Raw genomic sequence first — 23,995 nt, 5'->3', positions numbered from 1 at the left:
TAAGTCAATGTCGAAAAAAATTATCATAGCAATAGACGGTCCTGCTGGCTCGGGTAAATCGACTGCTGCAAAGAATTTAGCCCGTAAGCTTAACTTCATTTATCTTGATACCGGCGCGATGTATCGGGCTATTACTTATTGCGCTTTGCAGCGCGGAATTGCAGACGATCATGAAGCCGTGGTCGAAATGACCAGAAATCTGGACTTGAAATTACGTTTCGAAAACGGCGTAACGCGAGTTTTTGCGAACGGCGAAGAAATTACGGATAAAATCAGATCGGCGGAAGTAAATTCGAAAGTGAGCGAGATTAGCGCGATTCCGGGAGTTCGCAAGGAAATGGTCAAACTGCAGCAATCGATCGGGAAAGATTGTAATTTAATCGCCGAAGGTCGCGACATCGCCACTGTGGTTTTCCCGGATGCGGATGTGAAAATATTTTTGACGGCTTCGCTCGACGAAAGAGCAAAAAGAAGATTTAAAGAATATCAGGAAGGAAATGTCAATATCTCTTTCGATGATGTGAAAGCCAATCTGGCGAAGAGAGACGAAATCGACAGCGGACGAGACGTGGCGCCTCTTAAAAAAGCCGAAGACGCTCTCGAAATTGACAATACCGGTCTGACTCCGGACGACGACCTGGAACTGCTGATTAAAAAGATTGAAGAAGCGCTCGAAAAAAAAGGTATACAATTAAAAAGTTTGTCGCCATCGTAATTAACTAAATGTGTAACAAATTATTACCGTTGCGGCTTTTTTGATGGCGGGAAGACGCGAGCGGTAAAAAGTAGGAGGACTAATGTCCGATAAACAAGAAAAAATGCAAAATCAATTAGACAACGTCAAATTTATCAATCCGGAAGAGTATACGGAAGAAGAACTTCAATCGCTTACCAAACTTTATTCCGAGTCTTTCAGAGATATTAAAGAAGACGAAATTATTCAGGGTACGATTGTCGGTATTCACGGCGATAACGTCGTTATCGACGTAGGTTATAAAACCGACGGCACCATTCCGAAATCTGAATTCTCGGCTACCGAAGAAATCAAAATCGGCAACAAAGTCGATATTGTTATCGAAAGCTTTGAAGACGAAGACGGTAATCTCGTATTGAGCAAGAAAAGAGCCGATTTCCTCAAAGTATGGTCGCGTGTTCTTAAAGCTTACGAAAACGACGAAGTCATTCAAGGTAAAATTCTCAAACGCATCAAAGGCGGTATGGTCGTCGATTTGATGGGTATCGAGGCGTTCTTGCCGGGCTCTCAAATCGATATCAGACCCGTAAGGGATTTCGATGCCTTTGTTGGTCAAACAATGGATTTCAAAATTGTTAAGGTGAATATTCCGACGGAAAATATCGTTGTGTCTCATAAAGTTCTAATCGAGGAAACCATTTCCGATCAGCGTAAGGAAATTCTCGACAAACTCGAAAAAGGACAGATTCTCGAAGGTATCGTAAAGGCAATTACGGATTTCGGCGTATTCGTAGACCTCGGCGGCGTCGACGGTCTTATTCACATCACAGATTTGAGCTGGGGCAGAATTAATCATCCGAGCGAAGTTGTAAAACTCGACGAAAAAATCAAGGTTGTTGTTACCGACTTCGATAAAGAAAAGAAACGCATTTCGCTCAGCTTGAAACAACTTATGCCGCATCCGTGGGAAAATATCGACGAGAAATACAAAGTGGGAGACAAGGTCTCCGGCCGCGTTGTTTCGCTCACCGATTACGGCGCATTCATCGAAATCGAAAAAGGTATCGAAGGCTTGATTCACATTTCCGAAATGAGCTGGACTCAGCATATCAGCCATCCGTCCCAGTTCGTTTCAATGGGACAAATTGTAGAGGCTGTTATTCTGAGCCTCGATAAAGACGAGAAGAAAATTTCTCTCGGTATGAAACAATTGACGCCCGATCCGTGGCAGGATATTGTTAAGAAATATCCCGTCGGTTCGCGCCATACGGGAATTGCAAGAAACCTTACGAATTTCGGCGTCTTCGTCGAACTCGAACCCGGCGTCGACGGTCTGATTCATATTTCCGATTTGTCGTGGACAAAGAAGATACGTCACCCCGGAGAAGTAGTTAAGAAAGGCGAGAGCATTGAAGTTGTAGTGCTGAGCGTCGATACCGAACAGCGTAAAATATCGCTCGGACATAAACAAATTAATCCGAATCCGTGGGACAATTTCGAATCGGTTTATGCCGCAGGCACAAAGACCGAAGGCAAAGTGGTTCGTATTATCGAAAAAGGTCTGATTGCAGAATTGCCTCTCGGAGTCGACGGATTTATTCCCGCAACTCAATTGTCGCCTTCGAAAATAAAAAATCTCTCTTACTGTTTCCCTGTGGGAACGACTCTCGAGCTCAAGGTCGTTGAGTTCGATAAGGAAAACAAGAAAATAGTATTGAGCGCTCTTGCGGTGCTGAAAGAGAAATCCGACGAGGAAATTGCTGAATATATCACTACGCATAAGCTTGATAAAGTATCCGTAGAGGATATCAAACAGGCTGACGCGGGCAAATTCGATTCTTCGGATTTCAATTTATATGAAGATCGCGTTCCTCCGCAGATGCCTCAAGCTCCTCAGCAGGAATCGGACAAAGCCGAAGAAAAATCAGAATAAGCATCTTGATAAATTGATTCCGGGGCTGTGCTTATTTTATATAAGTACAGCCTTTTTTGTAAATTATATTTAACGTTATTAAAAAAGAAAGAAGTTGCCATGTCGAAAGTGGCTTTTTATACATTGGGATGTAAGCTCAATTTCGCGGAGACCTCCACAATCGGAGATAAATTCCTCGACCGCGGATACGAAATTGTAGGCTTCAACGAATCTGCCGACGTCTATGTAGTAAATACATGTTCCGTTACTGAAGGAGCGGAAAAGGAATGCAGACAAATCGTACGACGCGCTTTAAGAGCCAATCCCGACGCCTTCGTAATCGTTACAGGGTGTTATGCCCAACTGCGTCCGGAAGACATTGCCAAAATTGACGGCGTCGGCGCCGTATTGGGAAGCAAGGAAAAATTTAATCTTTTCGATTATCTGAAGAATTTCAAAAAAGATGTAAAACCGGAAATTTTCGTTTCTCCCACAGAAGAGCTCGATTCTTTCCATTCTTCGTATTCTACCGAAGCCGATTCGAGAACTCGGGCGTTTTTTAAGGTGCAGGACGGCTGCGATTATAAATGTTCGTTTTGCACTATACCGCTTGCCAGAGGACGGAGTCGCAGCGCTAATCCTGCAGAAGTAATTTCCGAATTCAAAAGTCTGGTCGAAAGCGGATATAAGGAAATAATTCTAACCGGCGTCAACGTGGGCGATTACGGAAAGAATCTTGATTATAATCTTTACAAACTATTAAACGATTTGCTGAAGACCGAAGGTGATTATAGAATAAGAATAAGTTCAATCGAGCCGAACCTTTTGACGGATGAAATCATCGATTTGGTCGCTGCGGATGATCGGCTATGTAAACATTTTCATATTCCTCTTCAAAGCGGAAGCCCGAAAATTCTCCGACTGATGCAAAGAAGATATAAAACCGAAGATTATTACAAATTGATCCATAAAATTGTAAACCGAATTCCGGATGCGGGAATCGGGGTGGATGTAATTGTGGGATTCCCAGGCGAAACCGACGACGACTTTCTGGATACTTATAATTTTCTCAAAGAATTGCCTGTTTCTTATCTTCATGTATTCACATATTCGGAAAGACCCAATACCAAAGCGGAAAAAATGCCCGAACACGTCGCGCCTGAAATCAGAAAGAAACGCAACAACATGCTCAGAATATTAAGCGACAAAAAGAGAAATGAGTTTTACAGGAAAATGATCGGCAAAGAACTTACGGTTTTACCGGAAAGCGAAAATAATAATGGTTTTATTAAAGGATTTTCCTCAAATTACGTACGTGTAAAAATTCCTTTTGAAAAAAACTTAATCAATCAATTTGTAAAAGTAAAAATTAAGGAGATTGATGGGAACATTGCTACGGGTGAATATTCTTTAACAGCAAATTCATTAAAAACAAAGGCAGGTTAAAAATGAAAAGAATATTTTTATTCATAATGTTCTCGTCAATGATTGCAGCGCAAACCTCGGGCACCTTGCTCGAAATTAAATATGCCGGCAGCCGGCAGCTAGAAACGGAAAAATTTAATCCGGTTCCAATGAATGTAGCCCAGTCCAAAAAGAGCGCGGGACTGGCAATCCTCTATTCGATGATTCTGCCCGGCATGGGAGAGCTCTATGCGGGGGATTACGGCAGCGGCATCTATTTTACCGCGGCGGATGCGGCTCTTTGGGGAGTCTACGCAGGCTACTCCATTTACGGCAAATGGAAAGAAGACGATTACAAAGCTTTTGCCGTTTCCAACGGTGGAATTACAACCGATGGAAAAGACGACAGCTATTATGCTTCGATCGGCATCTATATGAATATCGAAGAATATAACAGAATACAGGAACTGAACCGCAGCTTTGCATATGTTTACGATACCGGTACGCATTATTGGAAATGGAATAATAACGAAGACAGGCGTAAATACAGAGAATTATGGAAGTCGAGCGAACAGGCTTATAATAACCTCCGGTTTGCAATCGGCGCGTTGATACTCAACAGAATTATTAGCGCAATTAACGCCGCGCGTCTGGTTGCAATTCATAACAGAAATTTGAACGAATCGTTGGGCTGGAACATTTCATTTGAAGTTGTAAACAATACGGATTTGCCTTCCACTTTTAAATTAAACTTAATTAAAAGCTTCTAAAAAAGAGAGGCGGAACTCAGTCCGCCTCCTTTTCAACTATTATTGAAGATTGGGATTTCTTACCCTTTCGTTTTCGGTTATTGGCAGGTACTGCCATTTACCTGGCATATGGAAGATGTTAAATCTTCTTTGATCCGGGAGTCTCATTCCCTGGCAGAAAAGTTCCTTATCCCTTTCTTCTACAATTGAGGGCGATGAAGAGTCGAGACTTATAGTGGCGATCGTTGAAACAGAATGCGATTCCCTTACTTCGTTTACAAGCGCAACGGCGTCGCCGGACATTGCGCCTCTCAGAACTAATTCTGCTTTCATTAAATTATTTTCCTGCCATGTCATTATTGGAATGCTCGATACCAATCCGGTTACGTCCAGTTTGTATTTGTGTTGATAATAATAAGTTACACCGTCTCCGCCGTTACGCGGCTTAAGAGGAATACGGTTGGCTTCGGTCGGATCCTGATTAATATAATCGAGGAAACGAAAATCAACTACAAATTGCGAACGTAATTCTCCGGCTTGAACTCTGTAGTTATTGTCGCTGAGAGTGCTGTATTTGGCTTCGAGAGGAGAATCGCCGTTAATAAGTCCTTGTTGTGCGTAAGCAGCTGCATTCGCATAATCGCCTTTGAAGAGATAACAGCGGGCAATCAAAGAGTTGACAAGGCGAGTTTCGTAATTTCCCGGAGCGTATGTCAAAGCCGTCTTAAAACGCTCCACGGCTAAATCGTACATCTGATTCGAAGGGATAAACGGACCTACGTTTATAACTCCGCCTCCTTGCGTTTCAGTTAAGCCGAAATAAGTAGCGAGGTAATATCTTGCAATTCCTCCGTACAAATATGAGTTAAAATAAGCTTCTTTTTGTAAGCCGGTATCTTCGAACGAGATTTTATCCAGGCGTGCAACAAGCGTATCGGCATATTTACGGAATCTTTGCAAGGGATTAAATGCGTTGTCTATCGAATTATTGTCCAGAAGTATTTCGCCTATATCGATCTGTTCGTAAGTGGGATAAGTGGCATTAGGAACGTTTCTGGTAAAGAAAAGCTGGTCCGAAAGTCCGTCTGCAGCAATAAACAAATCGTCTGTAGCAAGAGCGAATTCATCTTGGATACCCGTAATCAGAAACGGAACTTCGGATTCCCGAGTCAACACCTCGTCTTCAACTGCATCGACAAGGGGATCTACGTTCGATACGTAATCTTCGCATGAAATAAACAAACCCGCTATAGCGAAGAGAAGCAATAATGATATATATTTTCTTTTCATATTTAATTCTCCCTTTTTATAATCCGAGTTGTACCCAGAATGTATAAGTTCTTGGATTTTGCAATGTCAGGAAGTCAGTGCCTCGGCTAAGACTTCTGCCGCCGTCGAAGTTAAGTTCGTAGTCGGCGCCGCTGTATTTAGTCAGTTTGAGAAGGTTGCGTACGGAAAATCCTACCACAACTCTCTGTAAATATGAAGACGTTTGGAGGTACTGACTAAACAAATCGGTAAAGTCGTAACTCAAACTAACTTCTCTGATCGTGAAATAATCCGCGTCTTCAATAAAATTGCCGTCGTAACCGATGTAGAGTTTTGCATATTGCTCGGCTGCGGCTTTATATTCGGGAGAACCAACTTCCAGTGGAGTAACTTCATCGTGAGACGAGGAAAGTCCCAACTTAGCTCTCAGTATTTCGTATTCCGTATCATTACGGAATTGGATGGCAAATTGTCTTGTAAGATTATATACCTTATTGTTAAGTCCCCATTCGGCTAATGCGTACAAATTGAAATTCTTCAGGAATCGGAAATTAAAGCTGATGGAACCCGTATGATCGGGAATCGGGTTGCCGAGATCTACTCGTTCATCAGATACTTGAGGACCTAAATATCTGCCGCTTTCGTCGAAACGGGCGCCTACGGTTTTATAGGTGTAGAACTCGTGTTTTTTCATCCCTTCTTTAATGTAATTCACGTCGAATCCGTCGGGAATTTCCTGCCCGTCCATATCCGTCACTTCGTTCGTTTGATATTTCCAGATTATATTGACGTCCAGATTATAATCCCTGCCTTTAATCGGATTGATTTGCAGCAATGTTTCGAATCCGTGATTTTTCATTGCGCCTATATTAAAAGGCACCGTGCTGGCAGTAAGACCGGACGAAGGCGGATTATTTTTGTAAATTATTGAGTTCTTTGCGCTGCCGTTATAATATGTGAACTCGAGAGCGAACATATTTAAGAATTCCGAATCGAAACCGACTTCGAATTCCTTAATTCTTTCTGGCTCTATTCCGGCATTGCCTATCGAACTCAAAACGCCGCCAATGCCTGCTCCGCCGTTATATGCCTGCCAAAGTAAAGGTATAGCGTCATCCGTTCCGGGCAGCTGTCCGCTTTCGCCGTAAGCGGCTCTTAGTTTAAATAAACTGAAGAATTTAGGGAAGAAGTCGTATTTATCCATTCTTACCGCAAGACTCAATTTCGGATATGTAATAGCCGGGGCGTTTTCTCCGATTGTGCTTGCATAATCCCTTCGAACAGCCAGTGTTAAAAAGTATTGATCTTTGTACGAGAAATTGTTGTCGAGATAAATACCTGCCTGGCGAATGTGACTGAATCCTTCGTCGTATTCATTAATAGTTAATCCTGAGCCGATATTCATAATAAATTGACTGCCGAAATTTTCCGCAGACATAAAGCTCGTTGTAAGTTTACGATCTAAGATTTGTGTTCCTATTACAGAAGAGCCTCTAAGGTCATTTGTTATATTATAGTTGTACCGGGCGTTTAAATCGTATGTATATTGACGGTTATGTCTGTTATAAATGCTTTTTTGCCCGTTATTGATAGTAGAATAACTGCCGGTAACCGGGAATATCTGATCTTGCCTCCAGTCGTTGTCGTCTATACCTACTCCGGCATTTAATTCTAAATTTTCAATTGGTTTCCAAGTGATTTTGAAAGATCCTAAGTACTGGTTATTCTTATTCAGGTCTTTAATGCCGGCGACCGACGCGCTGTCTGTAAAGTACCAGAGACGCAAAAGCGTGTTTCCCAGCCATCCGTAAATGTTGTTGTCGTTATTCGGACGTTGAATATTATTGAAAATGAATGCCGAAGTAAATTGGAATGTCAGGTTCTCGGTCGGATAAGCCGAGAGATTTAATCTGACTGAAGATCTGTCCATCGAGGAATTCGGAAGAATTCCGTTTTCGAGACGGTTCTCGTAAGAAGCATAGTATCTCAGAATTCCCGTGCCTCCTGAGAAATTAACATAATGATTTCTGATTAAACCGTCCTGATAAATACCGTTAGCGCCGTCTGCGCTTTCGAAGCGGTCTTTTTTGAATTTGTAAGCTTGCGTATTGTAACCGTAATCATACTTATAAGTCACGGAATACGGTCTTAATCCGGCTCCCAATTTGCCCGACTTGGTTGTAATCAAAACAACGCCGTTTGAACCGTCGGTGCCGTACATAGCCGCTGCTGCAGGACCTTTTAGCACCTCAATGTTTTCAATGTCCTGAACGTTCAGATTTGCAAGAATGCTCGAGCCCTGGCCGCCTACGCCGTATCCCTCGATCTCAGCGTCTTCAACTCGTATGCCGTCTATATAAATTACCGGCTGTTCGTCGCCGTTCAATCCGCCGCCGCCTCTCACGAAGAAACGGAAACCTCCTCAGACGTTACCGGATGACGGGGCTACCTGCACGCCGGAAATTTTACCGGAGACTAGCTGAGACAGTCCCTGGTAACTTTGTATTTCCGCCAGCTGCGCTGCAGGAATTCTTGACACCGCAACCTCCGCAACGGACTTGGAAGTTTTGGACGCTATACCAGTTACAACTACCGTTTCGCTTTCGAAGACGTCTTCTTCCAATTCAAAATCCTGCTGAATTGAATTGCCCGTAAGAGTTAACATTACGCTTTGGGACTTATATCCGACATAAGTAACAGTGAGAGCTACTTCTTGTCCCTGCGCTACATCTTTTGAAAGTTCAATTACGTATTTCCCTGCCATATCGGTAGCCGCGCCCGTATTCAAAGCAGGGATATAAACATTTGCGCCGATCAACGGTTCCCCGTATGTATCGGTTACCGTTCCCATTATTCTAAATGTGTTTTGAGCCATCAGACTAAAGGGAAGCATAAGAACTAATAATAGAAGTGGTATTTTCTTTTTCATACACACCCCTCATTTTGTTGGTGAATATATTTATTATTTATTTGTGTAGAACCCTATTAACAAATATATAAAGCTAATTGCCCAATGTTTTTTTACAATTTAGCGTTAAAAACAAAAAAAAACAATAAAAAAGTAGTTTATCTCTCTCTTTTGGCGTAATTTTGAGACAGATAGATTTAGAAATGAAATAATGTATAATTATAAACTTACCATCCAGTACGACGGAACAGACTACTTCGGCTGGCAGATTCAAAAAAATAAAATTACCGTACAGCAGAAAATTATAGAAGCAATAGAAGTTATTCTAAAAGAAAAAGTCAATCTGATCGGTTCCGGCAGAACCGACGCCGGAGTTCACGCGCTCGGTCAGACGGCAAACTTCAGATATCCAGATGAATTCGATACGAATAAATTTGTCTATTCCTTAAATTCGCTTTTACCAAACGATATAGCAATTAAAAAAATTGAACGGGTAACCGAAAATTTTCATGCCAGATATGACGCAAAAGAAAGGAAGTATATTTATTTGTTCAGCCACACAAAATCTCCTTTTTATTTAAGATACTCTTATTTATATCCTCCGATAAGAAATATCGATATAAAACTTCTTAATGAATTAAGCGCGACGTTCCTCGGCAAAAAAGATTTTACTTCGTTTTGCAGAGCCAAATCGACCGTTAAAAACAAAATTTGTGAAGTAACGGAAATCAATTGGTTCAGAAGATCGGACTTTACGATATTTACAATATCAGCAGACAGATTTTTACACGGTATGGTTCGCGCGCTTGCAGGGACGATTTTGAAAACGGCGCTTAATGATAAAAACGCCGAGTCGCTTCAAAAAATTTTGGATGAAAAGGACAGAAAATCCGCCGGGGAGGCGTTGCCCGCAAAAGGTTTGTTTTTATATAAAGTGAGGTACTGATGATCGATTTGAAAAACAGAGTCGCAGTCATAACGGGAGGTTCCCGCGGCATTGGCGAAGCTTGCGTCAGATATTTTACGCAGGCAAACGGCAGAGTCGCTTTTACGTATAAAAATTCAGCCGAACGCGCCAAACAATTGGAGTCATTTTTAAAAGGGAATGCAAAAGCATACCGAACGGATATGGAATCGGAAGAGGAAATATTTCGAATGGTTGAACGGGCGGCTGAGGATTTCGGCGGCGTCGACATTCTTGTTCATAACGCAGGCATCTGGAACGACGGACCTATTGAAACTTTGACGCTCGAAAAATGGAACGAGATAATAAGGATTAATCTTACTTCGGCGTTTCTATTTTCCAAAGCCGTATTGCCGTATATGAAAAAAAATCGATATGGCAGGATAATATTAATTTCATCGACCGCCGGACAACGCGGCGAAGCTTTTCATTCGCACTACGCCGCAACCAAAGGCGGTATGATCTCTTTTACCAAATCGCTGGCGGTTGAACTGGCAAAGTTCAACATTACGGTAAATTCCGTGGCTCCCGGCTGGGTCGATACTGAAATGAACGACGAAGTTTTTGCCGACGAAAAATATAAACAGGAAATAATTAACTCTATACCTTTGGGCAAAATTGCCGCCGCCGAAGATATAGCAGCCCCGGTTTTATTCCTTGCTTCGGATCTGGCGGGACATATTACCGGCGAAATATTAAACGTCAACGGCGGAAGCGTTCTCTGCGGGTAAACGAAAGGAAGTTTATGGAAACGATTCATCCGATTATTATTCATTTCCCGATAGTGTTTTATATTATCTATTTTGTAACAGACGCCGCCGGCATCATTGCCGGCAAAGAAAATATGACTAAACCCGCTCTTGCGTTCCTGTTCCTTGCAATATTTTTTTCAATAGCGGCTGTATTGACGGGCAATTTGGAAGCTCAAAAAGTAAACGAGGCTGTTATTCAAAATCCCGGACTGCAAAAAGCAATTAACAATCACGAACTTTTTTCTTCTTTATTCCTGTGGCTTTGCGCTTCTCTCTTTTTTTACAGATTTTATACAGTCAGGAAAAACATTAATTTGTTCTACCATAAATTAATTATTCTATTTTTTGCTATTATTGGTTTTGTATTAATATTAATAACCGCTTATTACGGCGGTCTGTTGGTTTATGAATTCGGAGTCGGAACCAAAATTTTCGGTGGATGATGAAGAAATATTTTGTTTTAATAATGATTTGCCTTTCAATTGCAGTTGCAGCGCAGCCGATAAAATTCGGAGAAGCCAAAGGATTGTTTATGTCGCTGGGGGTAGGTCCGAAATTCCCGGTTGGCGATTTTTCCGATAAAAATAATATCGGAGTCGGAGCGGAAACTTCGTTGCTCTATACCGATAATCTTTTGATGCCGTTCTTTTTTTATTCAACGCTGGGTTATCAGCATTATCCGGGCAGACAGACTCTCTACAAGAAAACGGATTATGCTTCGTATTCGAGTAATATGATTTTTCTGGCGGCAGGGGCGAGATATTATTTCCCGCCGCTTGTGGAGAACGTCGCGCTGCTTATGCCGCTTGTAGACGCGGGTATTCAATATTCGTACTTTGAAAATTCTCATATCTTCAAAGAAGGAAAAAACAAACAAAACTTTACCGAAGGGAAATCTAAATTCGGCTTTCAGATCGGCGGAGGATTTTCGATGTTTATTCTCGATGTTATGGCGTATTATAATTATTTGCCCGACAATCAATATATCTCGATAGTATTTAAGGCGACTATCCCGATTTTTGTTAAAATTTAGGAGGTTAAGATGGAATTTGAAAATGTTATACTCGGCAAAGAAGGAAATATCGGGATCGTAAAACTTAACAGACCCGATAAACTTAACGCTTTGAATTTAAGGACGCTCGATGAGCTTAATAAAATTTTTAAGATGATTGAAGAAGATTCTTCAATCATGGTTGTGATATTAACAGGCGCGGGCGACAAAGCATTTGTCGCCGGAGCTGACATAACTGAAATTAATAAATTGAGCAGACAAGAAGCGGAAAAGTTTTCACGAAACGGGCAGGAAATATTTAGCCGCATAGAAAATTTCGACAAACCCGTAATTGCCGCTGTAAACGGATATGCGCTCGGCGGCGGATGCGAGCTGGCAATGGCTTGTCATATTAGAATCGCTTCGGAAAACGCCCGCTTCGGTCAACCGGAAATCAATCTCGGTATAATACCCGGATACGGAGGCACGGTGCGCTTACGGGAAATTGCAGGCAAATCCAAAGCGCTCGAAATGATTTTAACCGGAGACATGATCGACGCTGACGAAGCATACAGAATAGGACTTGTAAATAAAGTCACGCCGCACGGGGAATTGCTTGACACCGCAATAAAGACGGGCGAAAAAATCGCTTCGAAAAGCGGCGTGATAATTAAATATGCGCTTGAATCCCTCAGAGTCAAAGAACGCAGGGAGGAAATGGAAAACGAAAGCCGGCTCTTCGCTCTTTGCACGGAAACCGAAGATTTTAAGGAAGGAACTTCGGCTTTTCTCGAAAAAAGGAAAGCTCAATTTATGAACAAATAATACACGCCGATATTTCCATGAATTATAAATTTACCTATTATCTGATTGGCATTGCAGTCTCTTTGCTCATAATCAATCTGTCCGTTGATCTTCTTTCGAATAAACAGGAAAACGGGGAAGACGGCGTAATCGGCGAATTCTCGGTTTGGGAAATCGATTCGGTATTTTCCGAAATTCTGGATAGTCACGGTATAGAAAAGAACTGGGTGAGCAAAAAGAAGATAAGAGTCGACGGAGAAGATTCCGTTCATTATAAAATTATCGTGCGCCTGCCCGCAGATCTGCCCATTCCTCTTATTTTGAAGGATCTCGAATATGCGATTGAAAACGACATAACTAGTTTCGTTTCGGAAGAAAAGAAGATTTTCGGTGAAACGGAACTGCGAGTCTATTCGAATGAAAAATTAAAATTGCTTGCAGACATTATCCCCGACGCCAAATTAAAGCGCGAGCATAATAATCTTGCGTTTATTTTTTATGACACGGAGCCGGACAATTCTGATTTTACCGAAATACTTAATATGCCGTATCGTTTTGCACTCGGATTTATTCCTTCCGAAGATTCGAAAAGCGCCGCGGATTCGATTAATAAATACGATAAAGATTATGTCGTAATTTTAAACGACGACATATCTTCGGATTATAAAATCAAGACCCTCTCTCACAAAAAGGTAATCGACAACGCAATAAACAAAATTGTATCTGATTTCCCAAACGCTCTTTTTTATTTGATTGACGAAAAATCGGAGCTGTATAATTCACCGGTCTATAATTACGTCGAGGAAAGGTTTAAGAAAAGGGGAGCGGAGCTTAAAAGGATTTCCGATTTTATATTGCTCGACGACGAGGATAAAAACGAACTGCTTTCCAGGTTCAAATATTATTGCGAAGATAAAACAGGAAACAAAACAAAAATCTTTTTAATTACTCCGGAGAATTTCAAGATTATTAAAACGGAATTCGACAATTACCGTAAAAAAGGATACAAAATAACGCCGGTAATTTAGCGGCTCGCAACGATTTCCCCGTTTTCATCTATGTAGATAATCTCTGCGTTCAATCCTTTAACTTGTTCATGGATTTTGTCCCTGTCGCCTACGGCAACGATAACGAGACTTTCCGGGTGCAAATATTTTTTCGCGGCGTCGATTATTTCTTCATTCCGTACGGATTTGATTTTGTCTACGTAATTTTTGTAATAATCCGTATCCAGATTATGAATAATTAACGGCGTTATATTTTTGGCTATCTGAGTATATGTCTCGAACAGCGAAGGGAACTTTTTTGTATGATAAGACTTGGCAAAATTGATTTCGTCTTCGTCAATCCTTTCTCTTACGCCTTTTATTTCTTTAATTATTTCGGAAATAGATTCGCCGGTATTGACGGCATTAACAGCCGTATGAACTTCGAAAAATCCCGCGTTTTTATGGTATCCGTAAACCGAGCCGGCGCCGTAAGTAAATCCTTTCTTCTCTCTAAGATTCAAATTGATCCTGCTCGAAAAGTCGCCGCCCAAAATTGTGTTCATTAATTTCAACCGGTAATAAGTTTCTTCGTTTCTCTTTACGCCGCGGTGTCCTATTCTCAATTCGGTTTGAGGAGCGTCCTTTTTGTCTGCTATGTAAATCCTGGTCTTTTGAGCAACAACCGGCTCGATATTTTGATCAATCGTTATCTTTTGTCTGCCGCTAAAATTCTTGTTTACAAGCCTGACGATCTCATCTTTTGAAACATTTCCCACGACCGCAAAACTAAGTGAATTGTTTTGAATATATTTTCGGTAATAATCCCTGACGTCTTCAATCGTAATTTTGTCCAGAGTTTCGAGGTAACCGAGTTCCGGAAAAGCGTAATATGTTCCATCGAAAACAATTCTGTCGAATGCCGTATTTGCAATGTAGGAAGGTTCTTTTCTCAACTGAATTATTTTAGCGGTAAGTTTCTTTTTCTCCCTTTCGAAGTCGTCGTTTTGCAAACGGGGATTGTTTAATATTTCCGATAGGAGTTCGAACGATTTTTGGAAATTGTCGCTCAAAGAAAGCATCGAGAATGCAAAAGTATCGTGATTTACATTAATGCTTAGAACCGTGCCCAGCTTTTCGAATTCGTCGTTTAGCTCGAATGAATTATATTTGCCGGCGCCCTCGTCGATCAGCAGAGAAGTCAGCAATGCCGCCCCTTTTTTGTCAGGCGGGTCAAGCCTGCTGCCGGCGTCAATTATTATATTGAGTTGTACTATCGGCAGTTTTTCTTTTTGAGAAAAATAAACCGCGTTGTTTTCCGTCTCGAATTTTTCTATTTCGGGCAAGCTGAAATCGATTTTCGTTTTGGGCTTTGGCGGCGTAGATCTGTCAAACATTCAAACCTCCTTCTTTGGGTACGATGTGCAGTTCAACATATTTATCGGTCAGGTATTTATTTGCCGTCTCCTTTACCTGAGAACAGCTCGCTTTGGAATAACGAGCCAGATCGTATTCAAACGAATCGGGTTCGCCCAGATGAAAATTATAAAGATTGAGCTGGTCGGCTATTGTGTCGATTTTCTGTAATGAATAAACATAGTGCGACTTAATCGAATTTTTTGCTCTTTCCAATTCGTCTGTCGTAATTCCTTCGGCTTTTATTCGGTCTAATTGACGGAAAATTTCTTCTTTTAAATCTGCGGTGGAAACGCCCGGTTTAGCCGTAGCAACGATTACAAATATTCCGGCAAGACGCGCCGAAAACTGAAACGCGCTTACATCCTGAGCAATCTGTTTTTCGAATACAAGCGACTTTTGAAGGCGCGAACTTTTGGCGGACGACAAGACGTCAGCAAGAATATCGAGCGAAGCGTCGTCTTTTCCGAATAATTTGTCGGAATGCCAGGCTAAATAAATCCTCGGCAGTTCGATATTGTCGGGATAAATAATTTTTTTAGACTCGCTCAGTGAAACCGGATCGGCTGCAGGCAGTTCCGGCTTTTCACTGCCCGGGATGTCGCCGAAATATTTCTCGATTAATTCGAGTGCTTCTTCTTTGTCGAAATTACCGCCCACAACCAGCGTTGCGTTTGAAGGTTTGTAGTATTTATTGAAAAAGTCTGTTACGTCTTCCAAACTGAAATTTTCAATGTCTTTCATCCATCCGATTGTAGGCCAGGAATAAGGATGATTTGAAGGAAAAAGATTCGAGAAAATAATTTCCCATGCTAATCCGTACGGCTGATTTTCGTATCTCTGCCGTCTTTCGTTCATTACGACTTCTTTTTGATTATCAAGCTTTTCCTGTGTGAGCGCCGGAAGGAGAAAACCCATACGGTCGGATTCGAGCCATAGAGCCAATTCAAGATTATTTGCCGGCACAGTTTCGTAATAATTTGTTCTGTCGAACGAAGTCGAGCCGTTCAAACTGCCTCCGGCTTCTTCGATGAATTTGAAATGCCCTTCTTTCGGCACGTGTTTCGAACCCTGAAACATCATGTGCTCGAAGAGATGCGCAAAACCTGTTTTGCCCGGCGTTTCATTTGCCGAACCTACTTTGTACCAGATGTTTACCGAAACCGTCGGCACGGACTTATCCTGAAACAATATTATTTCGAGTCCGTTTTCCAGATAATGTTTGCTGTAATTTATTTTGAAAATGTTTCCGGACATGTTAATTCTCCTTCAGTATGAATTCGATCCGTTCGAGTTTACCGTCTATGTTCGAACGGGGCGATATTCCGAATATCTTGCAAAGAAGCGGGTAAAGGTCGATATTCCAGAGCGTACCCGTCTTGTAGCTGGATTTGAATGCAGGACCGTATGCTAAAAATATACCGTGCATGTCAATTTGATTATTGTCGTAGCCGTGATTTCCTTTTGCATAACTCAGCCATTTAGGTTCTTTATTAGAGCGAAGGCTCCAGCCTAAATCCGCAACAAGAATCAATCTGTATATAAAAGGATGAGTGTTGTAGTGAAAATACTCCGGCATTTCTTCTTTCCGGTAAACCTTGAAATGATTTTCGGATTTTTTCAGGAGCTCGTAAACTTCTTCCGTTTTATCTTCCGGAGGATTAACGAACATTACGGGACCGTCATATTGAAAACTGCATTTGTATTTTTCAATTATCGCTTCGATATTAATTGTTCTATCAGGAGATATAGACGTCATACCGTGATCCGAAACGAAAATATAGTTTATACTGTCTTTCAAATCGGTTTTGTTAATCTCGTTCAGAAGATACGCGGTAACGGAATCGAGACGGGCAATCGCCCGGTTTGTTTCCGGGGAGTCGGGTCCGTAGTCGTGTCCGTATGTGTCCGTGTCATGGAAATAGAGCGTAATAAAATGCGGGCGTTTATTTGCCGGCAGATTGAGCCAATTAATAATTCCTTTTACTTTTTCCCGGTAATTTCGATCGTGGTCGTATTTTTCGTAATAAGTCGGGCGCCGGTAATCCAAACAAATTTCCGAGCCGGGCCAGAAATAGCTTGCCGTTATAACGCCGTTTCTTTCGGCTGTTTCCCAGAAAGCTTCGCCGAGATACCAAAACGGTTCTTTTACAGCCGCTGTATCGCCGAGTGAATATTCCTTGTTTTTGATTGTATCTTTAAAGTAGTTGCCGATTATTCCGTGATTATCCGGATACATTCCCGTAATCAAAGAAATATGATTGGGAAAAGTCTTGGAGGGGAAAGCCGGTCTGAGCGACATAGCTTTCACTCCTTCGTCCGCCAGTTTATTGAGGTTCGGCGTAAGACCTCTGTCCAGATAATCCCATCGAAATCCGTCGAATGAGATTAAAATTACATAGGGTTTATCTCCCGCGCGGGCTAAAGTCGTAAAAAATAAGAATAAACAGATAATGTATCGTTTCATATAACTCCCGAAATTAAGAAGGAAATATAAAAAAATAATAGTATTTGAGGGTTTTGATAAATGCAGGTAATTTAAATTTCAAAATATTTAAAAAATATGTGAAAATTTTTTTCGCCATTTAAAAGTATTTTCCTATTTTCAGAAGTGCGATATATAAATTCCATAGGGTATTAAGAAATCGTTAAGAATTAAAAAACAAGTTGAAAATGAAATTAATTCCCCTGATATTTGATGCCGGAATCGATCAGTTATTGACAGGCGCTTCTTTAGGGGAGTTCGGAACAATTTGAGAAACCCGAAAATTTATGGAAATTAATTTAATCCAAATTAAATTTGATATGATACTGAACCGTTCGAATAATCTTACCTTTTTTTTAATAAACATAATTTCCCAAAAAACAGAGGTTAAACTATGAGTAAATCATTTTACCGTATTTCAGCGTTACTGCTGATGTTAGTGTTTTTGCCGACATTTTTGATGGCGCAAAATTACACAGTCAGCGGTGTAGTAAAATCGCAAACAGGTGAAGCTCTAATCGGAGCCAACGTATTTTTGAAAGGCACAACATTGGGCGCCGCTTCGGAAGCTGACGGAACTTACAAAATTACGGCTCCGAAAGGCAGATACACTATAGTTTGCAGCTACATCGGCTACGAAAAAGTTGAGTACGATATCAACCTGACAAATAACATGGAAGTCAACTTCACGCTGAGAGAACATGAATTCTCCCTGTCGGTTGAAGTTATAGCCGACCGCGCTAAAGAACAAAAAACGCCCGTAGCGTTTACTGATATCGACAAGAAAGACATAGAACGAATATTAGGCTCGCGCGATATACCTCTCGTATTAAATACAACTCCGTCCGTATTTGCCACCGATAACGGCGGCGGCGCAGGCGACGCTCGTATTAACGTGAGAGGTTTCAACCAGAGAAATATCGCTATAATGATAAACGGCGTACCCGTTAACGATATGGAAAACGGTTGGGTCTATTGGTCCAACTGGGACGGACTCGGCGACGCTACTTCGTCTATTCAGGTTCAGAGAGGTCTCACGGCTGTTACATTGGCAACTCCCGCAGTTGGCGGCGTTATAAATATTGTTACAGATCCGACCGCTTCGAAAAGAGGTGTTTTCTACAAAAATGAAATCGGAAGCGGTAACTTTACAAAACAAACTCTCTTTGTACATACAGGCTTGATAGACAATAAATTTGCTCTCACTTTGGGAGGAGTAAAGAAAAGTCAGGACGGAGTTGTCGACGGCACTTGGTCAGACGCCTATGCTTATTATCTTGGCGCCGCTTATCAACTTAATCAGAATAACAGATTGGAGTTATATGCTACCGGCGCTCCTCAGAGACACGGTCAAAGGAGCTGGCGTTTAAACGCAGCTACATATTCTCATGAGCTGGCACGCGAACTCGGATTCAGCGAAGCCGCATTACAAGACCCGAAATTAGCCGAACAAGGAATTCTCTATAATTCCAACTGGAATTCTCTCGATCCTACATACCGCGGTAAACAATACTGGAACGACGGCGCTAGCAATCGCTATTCGCCGAATTTCATTAATGAAAGAGAGAATTATTACCACAAACCGATTGTCAACTTTAACTGGTATTCGAATCTTACGAAAGATTTATCGTTATATACAACATTATACTGGTCAGGCGGCATTGGCGGAGGCTCCGGCACATTCGGTTCGATGGTTTGGGATTATACTCTGTTGCAGCGCGTTGTTGACTGGAACGGAACAATTCAAAGAAACATGAATAACATCGATACGCTTGCAAACGGCAATGTAGTAAAAGTATCCCGTGGAATTTTGAGAAACAGCGTAAATAATCAGTGGACACTCGGCGGTATATCGAAAGCTTTCTACAAAGTTAACGAAAACCTTACAACATCGTTCGGTTTGGATGTACGCTATGCGGAAATCGAACACTACAGAGAAGTAAGAGATTTATTGGGCGGCGACTATTTCTATAGTAATGCAAATGCGTTCGATACGCCGGATAAATATTACAAAAAGCTCGGCGACAAAATCGATTACTTCTTTACTAACACTGTAAGCTGGGCTGGCGCTTTCGCTCAGGCCGAATACAGCATGGACAGATTCACATATTATGCAACCGCAGGTTACTCGATGATCAAATATGATCATACAAATCACTTTAGAAAAGCAGCAGACGGAAGCGAATTATTTGTAGAAACAGATTGGATCGGCGGATACCAGGTAAAAGGCGGAGCCAGCTTCCGTTACAGTACAGACCTTAGTTTCTATGCAAACGCCGGCTATATTGCCAGAGTGCCGATTTTCGACCAGGTAATTGATGACTATAGCGGCGCTAAAATTAAAGATCCTAAAAACGAAAAAATTCTTTCTTTTGAAGTAGGCGCTAACTATAAAGCTTTCAATAACAGACTTACTGCAAAAGCAAATCTTTATTATACTTTGTGGAAAGACCGAGCTCAATCCAGAGGAGTATTGAATGCGGACGGTTCGGAAGGTCTTGTATTTCTCAACGGTATAAGCTCAAGTCACGCAGGTCTCGAACTTGAACTGGCTTATCAGGTATCACGGATGCTCCGTTTCGACGTTGCAGGATCCTTCGGCAACTGGAAGTATACAGATGATGTTTCCGGTTTTTATGTAGTTGATTATCAGACTAATCAACAAGAAAACTATAACTATTATATTAAAGATTTGAAAGTCGGTGACGCTCCGCAGACTCAAATAGCCACTGCAGTTACAGTATCTCCCGTTGAGGGTTTAAATGCTCAATTTTTATGGAGATATAATACCGAATACTATGCTGATTTCGATCCGTTCAGCAGAAATAATGCAGCTGACAGAGCTCAAGTATGGAAAATACCCGAATTTAGCCTGTTTGAGCTGCACTTCTCATACGACGTGCCTGTCGAATTAAACGGAATGTACTTGAATGTTTTTGCTCACGTTTTCAATTTGTTTGACGAGCTCTACGTTCAGGATGCAACGGACAACAGCGCTTACAATGCTTACAAAGCAAACGGCGTAAATCACTCTGCAGACGACGCTGAAATTTATCCGGGCTTGCCGAGAACATTCAATCTCGGTTTCTCTATCAGATTCTAATTATTCTAGATTGTTAAAAAAAGCCGTCCCCAAAAGGACGGCTTTTTTTATTTATAATTAACAAACTGTACCGGAAAATCGAAATCCGCCTCTTTGACGAGCTGAATTACCGCTTGCAGGTCGTCGATTTTGGGAGCGGTAACGCGCACCTGCTCGTCCTGTATTTGAGCGTTGACTTTGAGTTTGCTATCCTTTATTAATTTTGTAATCCGTTTTGCGTTTTCTTTCGATATTCCGCTTTGAAGTGCAATTGTTTGTTTCAATCTGCCGCCTGCCGCAGGTTCAGGCTCGCCCGGCTTCATTGCTTTAATCGATAAACCCCGTTTTATAAATTTGCTCTGAAGGATGTCGAAAGACTGCTTCAACGAATAATCGTCTTTCGTGTTAATATTAATTTGCTTCTCCTTTTTGTTGAATTCGATTTCCGTATTCGAATCCTTCAAGTCGTAGCGCTGTCGAATTTCTTTTAGAGCCTGATTAATTGCATTGTCTACCTCCTGAAAGTCGACCGCCGAAACAATGTCAAACGAATGATTTGAAGCCATTTTTCCTCCCGATGAAAAATTATTTGTTTACAAAAAAATAATTAAATTTATTTTGATATTAAAAATTATATCTGCTATATTGCAGACAAAATAGAAGGGTTGTGAGCTGGCATAATCCTGTCAACGGGGTTGGTTCCTTAATCACGGGTTAGTTCCATCAAAATGAAAAATGCGTTCATTAGGGTAATTGTAATTTTTTTTTTACTTCCGTTATCATATTTCGCTTACTCTGAAGCGACTGTAATTAAAGAATTGAGTCGTAAGGGCTTCGAAAATCTGTCGGTTAACGTAGAAGGAACAAAAATTTTTATTGCTTACGAAGACCGCGTCTACAGATTCAATGCAGACGGATTGTTCGAAGTTATGGATATTCTAAAAAATTACAGGGAATACGATACGGTAGCAATAACTATGCTTAATAAGAAAATACCCGTGCTCGAAATCCGGTACGATAACCGTCTTTTTTATTCTGTGACAACCGGCACAACCGATTGGAGCGATTTCGAAAAGAATTTATTTATTTCGTATACTTCAACGGAGCCGAAAGAGGAGAGCGAAAATCAATCGGACTTTCGTAATGACATAACGATTCATCCGGGTTTCAAAGGGCAATTTGGCGATTACGATAATCCGGTCAGAGCTCAAATAAATATTATTCCGGAAATAAGAACTACCTGGTGGAAAGGTATGGAATTGAATATTCAAACGATCATACCCGTTTATAACGAATTTAAAGGCGAAGGGGATTATATAAGACCGGGAATCGTATCATTGGGACAGACGTTTAAATTTGACGAAGTGACGTATGCATTTGCAACGGTTGGATATTTTACGGAAAACAGATACGGAGCGGATTTTTCCGCAATGAAAATTTTTAATAACGGCGACATTGTTTTGAAAGGGAGCGCCGGCTATACGGGATATTTGTCGGTTTATCAAAATAAATTCTATTATTCCGATTTATATCTGTTTACATATAATATGAGTATGAAATATCGAATTAATAAATACGACCTTACAATCGGAGTAACAGCGGGGAAATTTCTCTATGAAGACAAAAGTATACGCGTCGACATAAACCGCCAATTCGGGGAAATTGAACTCGGCTTTTTTGCCGTGCGTTCAATTGACGGATATACAAACGGAGGATTCAATTTTTCGGTGCCGCTTTTTCCGTCCGAATATTCAAAACCTTCGTTAGTCAGAATAAGAACGGCGGAAAATTTCAGGTGGGAATACAGAGTTAAAGGTGAATTATCTTCATTGATCGGAGTTACTTACAATACGGGTAATTATTTCGAAAAAGAATTTTATAAATATAATCCGGCATTTATTAGAAAAGAATTAAAGAAGAAATTTAAATCTAACCAGGAAAGGGGTATGTATGTACGCTAAAAAATCATTATCCGCATCAATAATACTTTCCATATTCCTTGTGGTTGCATTGATTGCATACACAGGATGTGAGGGTACCAAAACGGAACCGATAGTTCCCGCGCCAACAACGCCGGTTGAACCGCCCGCTCCGTTAGTGCTAAACGGCTATGTTAAAGACGCCGTAACGCTCGGCGGAATCCAGGGCGCCACCGTCATTCTTGCCAACGAAGCAGGAGAAGTATTAACTACGCTGGCTACCGACAATACGGGCAACTATCAATACGACGTATCGAATATTCCGGGGGCTAAATTAAAAGTTAGCGCGGTAGCCGCTTCTTACGGGTCTAAAAAAGTAGCGGCGACAATCGATAAGAATAATTATGTTGCGCAGGTGCCAACGACTTATCTAATTAAACTTAAAGGCGTAACGCAATCTGTTTCCGCCACAAACGGCGGACAGGTAGGAACTACCACTACAGAAGCGGTAACTACAAAACAAGTGTCGGTAGACGTGCCTGCAGGAGCCCTGGCAGCCAATACGGATATTTCAGTCGCGCCGATAACCGTAAACAATACTGTGCCATTGCCCGCTGCGTCTAATAAGGTGATTACAGCGGCTGCAAATTTTGAACCGACAGGAATTACATTTGCAAAACCGGTTACTGTTTCCTTCCCTCTCCCTTATATATCGACGCCCGGTAAAACAATGTCTGTCTACAGATTGAATCCGGTTACTCTCGAATGGGAAACGCGGGGAACCGCTACGGTTGACGCCGACGGAACTTCGGCTTCAACTCAGATTACGGGATTTTCGTCGTGGACTGTTGCAGACGAGGGATCATTCTCAATTACAAATGTGAATACAAATGAACCGGACGCCGCAGAACAAGTAGTGGCAAAAGGACAAACAATTACCCATTCTTATACGCCAAGTTTGAATGTAACGCCTAAATCGGGTACTGTAAGCGAAAAATGGGTGAGAAATATCATAACCCAAACCGACGCATTCGAAGATTACGACCTTCGTTATGACGACCAGGGGAACATACTTGCCGTAAGCATATCTTATACTGCTTCGCCTCAACCTGATTTGCCAGCTGAATATAAAAAGGATCTTGACGGCGACGGTAAGTTGGATCATTATAATCCCGATTTTCCTACCCAAAGAGGCACGTGGGTCTGGTCGGCGGTTGTTCGCAGATATAAAGTAACAGTAACCGCATCATTAAGCGCAGGCGAAACTTCGGCTGACGTTGTTGCTAATCTTAAGGTTTATAAAAAAGTTAGAGATCAATGGGTCTGGGTGCCCAAGCATGATCAGGGCGTAGGCGGTTGATATTTTTTTTGATGCGCCCGTTTTATAACGGGCGCTCGATTATTTAATACTTATCCGGATGTGTTTCTGTCCTATATTCTTCATTGGGGTAGCGCTTGTCTCAACTTTTGATTTTTTATTGAATACTGTTGCTAAGTTATAGAATTAAATTGAGTAAAGAAGCTATCGCGTACAAATAAGCTGATAAAGAAAAGATATTTTGTGAAAAATTTTTTGATTTCGAGTTTCATTGCTTCAGATTTGGAATTGAATTCTTTGAGGAAAACAAGATTCCAGGGTTTACCTGATCTTGTAGACTTA

Annotated in this window: 20 protein-coding genes; 13 read left to right on the top strand and 7 right to left on the bottom strand. The window is 41.4% G+C overall.

Features of this window, described 5'->3' with window-relative positions; translation table 11 throughout:
• The first annotated feature begins 7 nt into the window (after positions 1-7).
• From cmk to ACSSWA_RS13170, 4 genes are all read left to right on the top strand, one after another.
• On the top strand, positions 8-715 hold the full coding sequence (gene cmk / locus ACSSWA_RS13185; RefSeq protein ID WP_437357022.1) for a (d)CMP kinase: 708 nt from the start codon (positions 8-10) through the stop codon (positions 713-715).
• An 82-nt stretch (positions 716-797) separates the two neighbouring features.
• Positions 798-2,627 (top strand): 30S ribosomal protein S1, encoded by a 1,830-nt coding sequence (gene rpsA, locus ACSSWA_RS13180; protein ID WP_437357021.1) that lies wholly within the window; start codon positions 798-800, stop codon positions 2,625-2,627.
• Positions 2,628-2,726: 99 nt separating this feature from the next.
• Positions 2,727-4,052 (top strand): tRNA (N(6)-L-threonylcarbamoyladenosine(37)-C(2))-methylthiotransferase MtaB, encoded by a 1,326-nt coding sequence (gene mtaB / locus ACSSWA_RS13175; RefSeq protein ID WP_437357020.1) that lies wholly within the window; start codon positions 2,727-2,729, stop codon positions 4,050-4,052.
• Between the two features lie 2 nt (positions 4,053-4,054).
• On the top strand, positions 4,055-4,780 hold the full coding sequence (locus tag ACSSWA_RS13170) for a hypothetical protein (protein ID WP_437357019.1): 726 nt from the start codon (positions 4,055-4,057) through the stop codon (positions 4,778-4,780).
• A gap of 39 nt (positions 4,781-4,819) precedes the next feature.
• On the opposite strand, the gene ACSSWA_RS13165 is transcribed toward ACSSWA_RS13170, so the two are convergent.
• From ACSSWA_RS13165 to ACSSWA_RS13155, 3 genes are read right to left on the bottom strand one after another with little or no spacing between them, the layout of a single operon-like run.
• Positions 4,820-6,049, bottom strand: coding sequence for a hypothetical protein (locus ACSSWA_RS13165; RefSeq protein ID WP_437357018.1), 1,230 nt, complete (start codon positions 6,047-6,049; stop codon positions 4,820-4,822).
• Between the two features lie 16 nt (positions 6,050-6,065).
• On the bottom strand, positions 6,066-8,432 hold the full coding sequence (locus ACSSWA_RS13160) for a TonB-dependent receptor domain-containing protein (RefSeq protein ID WP_437357017.1): 2,367 nt from the start codon (positions 8,430-8,432) through the stop codon (positions 6,066-6,068).
• Between the two features lie 18 nt (positions 8,433-8,450).
• Entirely contained in the window at positions 8,451-8,957 is a 507-nt protein-coding gene (locus tag ACSSWA_RS13155) for a carboxypeptidase-like regulatory domain-containing protein (protein ID WP_437357016.1), read from the bottom strand.
• A gap of 190 nt (positions 8,958-9,147) precedes the next feature.
• On the opposite strand from ACSSWA_RS13155, the gene truA reads away from it, so the two are divergent.
• From truA to ACSSWA_RS13125, 6 genes are read left to right on the top strand one after another with little or no spacing between them, the layout of a single operon-like run.
• Positions 9,148-9,882 (top strand): tRNA pseudouridine(38-40) synthase TruA, encoded by a 735-nt coding sequence (gene truA / locus ACSSWA_RS13150; protein ID WP_437357015.1) that lies wholly within the window; start codon positions 9,148-9,150, stop codon positions 9,880-9,882.
• Positions 9,882-10,631, top strand: coding sequence for an SDR family NAD(P)-dependent oxidoreductase (locus ACSSWA_RS13145; RefSeq protein WP_437357014.1), 750 nt, complete (start codon positions 9,882-9,884; stop codon positions 10,629-10,631). The genes truA and ACSSWA_RS13145 overlap by 1 nt, the downstream gene beginning before the upstream one ends.
• 14 nt (positions 10,632-10,645) lie before the next feature.
• The gene (locus ACSSWA_RS13140) at positions 10,646-11,095 is read left to right on the top strand and encodes a DUF2231 domain-containing protein (RefSeq protein ID WP_437357013.1); all 450 of its coding nucleotides are present in this window, start codon (positions 10,646-10,648) and stop codon (positions 11,093-11,095) included.
• The gene (locus ACSSWA_RS13135) at positions 11,092-11,685 is read left to right on the top strand and encodes a hypothetical protein (RefSeq protein WP_437357012.1); all 594 of its coding nucleotides are present in this window, start codon (positions 11,092-11,094) and stop codon (positions 11,683-11,685) included. Before ACSSWA_RS13140 ends, ACSSWA_RS13135 begins: the two co-directional genes overlap by 4 nt.
• Positions 11,686-11,694: 9 nt before the next feature.
• Entirely contained in the window at positions 11,695-12,468 is a 774-nt protein-coding gene (locus tag ACSSWA_RS13130; RefSeq protein ID WP_437357011.1) for an enoyl-CoA hydratase/isomerase family protein, read from the top strand.
• 17 nt (positions 12,469-12,485) lie between these two features.
• A complete protein-coding gene (locus ACSSWA_RS13125) occupies positions 12,486-13,475 on the top strand; it encodes a hypothetical protein (RefSeq protein ID WP_437357010.1) in 990 nt (329 codons plus the stop codon).
• Here the strand turns inward: ACSSWA_RS13125 and ACSSWA_RS13120 are convergent.
• The 3 genes from ACSSWA_RS13120 to ACSSWA_RS13110 are packed head-to-tail and all read right to left on the bottom strand — an operon-like array spanning position 13,472 to position 17,316.
• Positions 13,472-14,830, bottom strand: coding sequence for a M16 family metallopeptidase (locus ACSSWA_RS13120; protein ID WP_437357009.1), 1,359 nt, complete (start codon positions 14,828-14,830; stop codon positions 13,472-13,474). The two genes, ACSSWA_RS13125 and ACSSWA_RS13120, sit on opposite strands and share 4 nt — an antisense overlap.
• Complete coding sequence (locus ACSSWA_RS13115) at positions 14,823-16,106, bottom strand: M16 family metallopeptidase (RefSeq protein ID WP_437357008.1); 1,284 nt, start codon at positions 16,104-16,106, stop codon at positions 14,823-14,825. Before ACSSWA_RS13115 ends, ACSSWA_RS13120 begins: the two co-directional genes overlap by 8 nt.
• Position 16,107: 1 nt before the next feature.
• Positions 16,108-17,316, bottom strand: a complete 1,209-nt coding sequence (locus ACSSWA_RS13110; RefSeq protein WP_437357007.1) for an ectonucleotide pyrophosphatase/phosphodiesterase — start codon at positions 17,314-17,316, stop codon at positions 16,108-16,110.
• Between the two features lie 412 nt (positions 17,317-17,728).
• Here ACSSWA_RS13110 and ACSSWA_RS13105 point away from each other — a divergent pair, with 412 nt between their 5' ends.
• The gene (locus ACSSWA_RS13105; protein WP_437357006.1) at positions 17,729-20,437 is read left to right on the top strand and encodes a TonB-dependent receptor; all 2,709 of its coding nucleotides are present in this window, start codon (positions 17,729-17,731) and stop codon (positions 20,435-20,437) included.
• Between the two features lie 47 nt (positions 20,438-20,484).
• On the opposite strand, the gene ACSSWA_RS13100 is transcribed toward ACSSWA_RS13105, so the two are convergent.
• Complete coding sequence (locus tag ACSSWA_RS13100) at positions 20,485-20,982, bottom strand: YajQ family cyclic di-GMP-binding protein (protein ID WP_437357005.1); 498 nt, start codon at positions 20,980-20,982, stop codon at positions 20,485-20,487.
• 162 nt (positions 20,983-21,144) lie between these two features.
• Between ACSSWA_RS13100 and ACSSWA_RS13095 the strand changes: the two genes are divergently transcribed.
• Positions 21,145-22,377, top strand: coding sequence for a YjbH domain-containing protein (locus ACSSWA_RS13095; RefSeq protein ID WP_437357004.1), 1,233 nt, complete (start codon positions 21,145-21,147; stop codon positions 22,375-22,377).
• A complete protein-coding gene (locus ACSSWA_RS13090) occupies positions 22,367-23,695 on the top strand; it encodes a hypothetical protein (RefSeq protein ID WP_437357003.1) in 1,329 nt (442 codons plus the stop codon). Before ACSSWA_RS13095 ends, ACSSWA_RS13090 begins: the two co-directional genes overlap by 11 nt.
• Positions 23,696-23,995 lie beyond the last annotated feature (300 nt).

The organism is Melioribacter sp. Ez-97 (assembly GCF_051488665.1).
In the GTDB taxonomy this organism is placed as follows: domain Bacteria; phylum Bacteroidota; class Ignavibacteria; order Ignavibacteriales; family Melioribacteraceae; genus Melioribacter.
The sequence above is the reverse complement of the archived record's forward strand: the minus strand, read 5'-3'. Positions and strand labels throughout refer to the sequence as shown.

Bases quoted from the DNA above. Each gene is read 5' to 3' on its own strand.
- ACSSWA_RS13130 (WP_437357011.1), top strand. From the start codon at position 11,695: ATGGAATTTGAAAATGTTATACTCGGCAAAGAAGGAAATATCGGGATC.
- ACSSWA_RS13155 (WP_437357016.1), bottom strand. From the start codon at position 8,957: ATGAAAAAGAAAATACCACTTCTATTATTAGTTCTTATGCTTCCCTTT.
- ACSSWA_RS13120 (WP_437357009.1), bottom strand. From the start codon at position 14,830: ATGTTTGACAGATCTACGCCGCCAAAGCCCAAAACGAAAATCGATTTC.
- ACSSWA_RS13165 (WP_437357018.1), bottom strand. From the start codon at position 6,049: ATGAAAAGAAAATATATATCATTATTGCTTCTCTTCGCTATAGCGGGT.
- ACSSWA_RS13140 (WP_437357013.1), top strand. From the start codon at position 10,646: ATGGAAACGATTCATCCGATTATTATTCATTTCCCGATAGTGTTTTAT.
- ACSSWA_RS13115 (WP_437357008.1), bottom strand. From the start codon at position 16,106: ATGTCCGGAAACATTTTCAAAATAAATTACAGCAAACATTATCTGGAA.
- ACSSWA_RS13145 (WP_437357014.1), top strand. From the start codon at position 9,882: ATGATCGATTTGAAAAACAGAGTCGCAGTCATAACGGGAGGTTCCCGC.
- rpsA (WP_437357021.1), top strand. From the start codon at position 798: ATGTCCGATAAACAAGAAAAAATGCAAAATCAATTAGACAACGTCAAA.
- ACSSWA_RS13105 (WP_437357006.1), top strand. From the start codon at position 17,729: ATGAGTAAATCATTTTACCGTATTTCAGCGTTACTGCTGATGTTAGTG.
- truA (WP_437357015.1), top strand. From the start codon at position 9,148: ATGTATAATTATAAACTTACCATCCAGTACGACGGAACAGACTACTTC.
- ACSSWA_RS13090 (WP_437357003.1), top strand. From the start codon at position 22,367: ATGTACGCTAAAAAATCATTATCCGCATCAATAATACTTTCCATATTC.
- mtaB (WP_437357020.1), top strand. From the start codon at position 2,727: ATGTCGAAAGTGGCTTTTTATACATTGGGATGTAAGCTCAATTTCGCG.
- ACSSWA_RS13100 (WP_437357005.1), bottom strand. From the start codon at position 20,982: ATGGCTTCAAATCATTCGTTTGACATTGTTTCGGCGGTCGACTTTCAG.
- ACSSWA_RS13125 (WP_437357010.1), top strand. From the start codon at position 12,486: ATGAATTATAAATTTACCTATTATCTGATTGGCATTGCAGTCTCTTTG.
- cmk (WP_437357022.1), top strand. From the start codon at position 8: ATGTCGAAAAAAATTATCATAGCAATAGACGGTCCTGCTGGCTCGGGT.
- ACSSWA_RS13170 (WP_437357019.1), top strand. From the start codon at position 4,055: ATGAAAAGAATATTTTTATTCATAATGTTCTCGTCAATGATTGCAGCG.
- ACSSWA_RS13110 (WP_437357007.1), bottom strand. From the start codon at position 17,316: ATGAAACGATACATTATCTGTTTATTCTTATTTTTTACGACTTTAGCC.
- ACSSWA_RS13095 (WP_437357004.1), top strand. From the start codon at position 21,145: ATGAAAAATGCGTTCATTAGGGTAATTGTAATTTTTTTTTTACTTCCG.
- ACSSWA_RS13135 (WP_437357012.1), top strand. From the start codon at position 11,092: ATGATGAAGAAATATTTTGTTTTAATAATGATTTGCCTTTCAATTGCA.